The following is a 2,077-nucleotide window of genomic DNA, read 5'->3' as shown; positions in this document are numbered from 1 at the left end:
TACAGACTCACATAAGACTGATTGAGAAACTGAAAAAAATACTTCCAATATCCGATATTATTATTGAGGTTGCTTCATTCGATCAGCAGAAGATGAAGAACCCTGAGATAAGTGGAATAGAGTACCAGCAGGGAGAACTTCAGGGATATGAGATCAGGGAATATCTCCTTGAGAAGTTCCATAGAAAGTGTGTGTACTGTGGAAAGACAAACATACCGCTGGAAATAGAACATCTCACACTCCGATCAAGGGGCGGTCCAGATACCGTAGACAACCTTGCCATCTCATGCCATGACTGTAATCAGAAGAAGAATAACCTCACTGCGGAAGAATTCGGATATCCTAAAGTGAGAAAGAGGACACTGATACCATTAAAAAATTCAGCTTTCATGAATATTGTACGGTGGAAGCTCGCCCAGCTTACGGAAGCAGCATACACATTCGGGTACATCACAAGGAAGAACCGCATTTCTCTTGGGCTGGATAAGAGCCATGCCAACGATGCATTTGTGATTGCTGGAGGAAACATGCAGGTAAGATCCACTGTTTTCAATGCAACACAGAGACGGAGAAATAACCGTTCCCTTCAAATTAACAAAAAGGGGTTCATGCCATCAATAAGAAGGAGAAGATACCCCTTACAACCCGGTGATGTAGTGGAATTCGGGGAGAGCAGATACGGCGCTGTTGGGGTTCATAGTTATGGAAATTATGTAATAATAAGGAATGGAGAAAAGAAGATGGATGTTAACGTAAAGAAGGTAAAGTTGGTAAGATACTGTAAGTCAATACAGTTTGGGGCCCCAATTCCCCCCACGCTAACGCATGGGGTCTCCTTGGGGGGTAGTTAGATGAAAAATCAGACTTTGTTTTTGAGCAAATTGATAATGGTTGAACAGCGGTACCTTGCTCTAAAGGATACGCCGAAATTTCAAAGAACTATAAATTCAGGCAATAAAAAGTCATATTTTACAAGAACTATATTTATGAGTTATATAGCAAATGCCGTGCTTTTTACTATGATATTTGTTCTTCTTGATTCTGTTTATTTTGCGGCAAAGGAAACAACAATGCTTGCATCGTTCGGGCTTATTGTGTTTTTATATCTATTCATGATGGGCATATACAATTCAATAGTTTTCCTCAACTCTGTATATAACAACAATATTATGTCTCCACTAAAATCAATACCCATTAAGGTAAATGTCAACGTTCCATTTGTATCATGGTTCATTTATAATTCATCTTCATATATTTTTGTTGTTTTTCCATCTGCCATATTCTTTTACCTTCTTACCCATGACTATGAAACTATATTCCTTGCCATAGTCTACGCCTTTCTTATTCTACTGCTCAGTTTTATTATATCATCTCTCCTCTTCATTTATTCGGAAAAAAAGGCAAAAACACACTCATCAATTAAAAACGTAATTAAAATTCTCATGCTTTTCCTTTTTCTTGGCGCATTTTACCTATTGCTTGAAGACCCCTCATACTTTGGATATGTAAGCAGTGCAATAGCAGCGCTCCCCTATTATGTAAGGGTGTTTGCCTTCCCCATAAATCTTGAGTATATTGTGTATCTGAATTATAATCTTCCATTATTTTACAGGATACTGGAAATCCTCCTATCACTGTTGTTCCTGGCCATACTGGTTCTCATATATTTCTCTATCAGGTACAAAATATACAACATTCTCATGACCTCCGAGGAGAATGTATCAAGCGAGAAAATATATTCAAAAATGAGAACCACCAATATGCTTAGGGCATTCCTTAAGAAAGATGCAAAAAGTACATTCCGAAAACCTCAAAACCTATCATATATATTCCTCCCCGTACTCTTTGTTATCCCATTTTTTGTGGGCTTAGGTGTTGGAGATGGTTTTAAATCACCATTTTTTTCCATGCTTTACCTGGTGGAATTTGTATCATCCTTCTATTCAATATTCCTGCTTGTTGTGGAGGGCAAGGGTATAGAAATTCTCAATTCATTGCCGGTGAAAAAGCAATCCATAGCATTTTACAAGAGCATATTTGGGTTGATTATATTTTCAATTATAGCTGTAGCATTCAT

General features: G+C 37.7%; 2 protein-coding genes. Both read left to right on the top strand.

The window, feature by feature from the left end; genetic code table 11:
• Window positions 1-851, top strand: an 851-nt coding sequence (gene iscB / locus AMDU4_RS13060) for an RNA-guided endonuclease IscB (protein WP_290705456.1), incomplete at its 5' end; no start/stop codon positions are given.
• Window positions 852-2,077: hypothetical protein (locus AMDU4_RS13055; protein WP_290705452.1), on the top strand; the 1,226-nt coding region annotated here is incomplete at its 3' end.

The organism is Ferroplasma sp. Type II (assembly GCF_000496155.1).
Note: the sequence above shows the minus strand (reverse complement) of the source record. Positions and strands in the feature narration are given on the sequence as shown.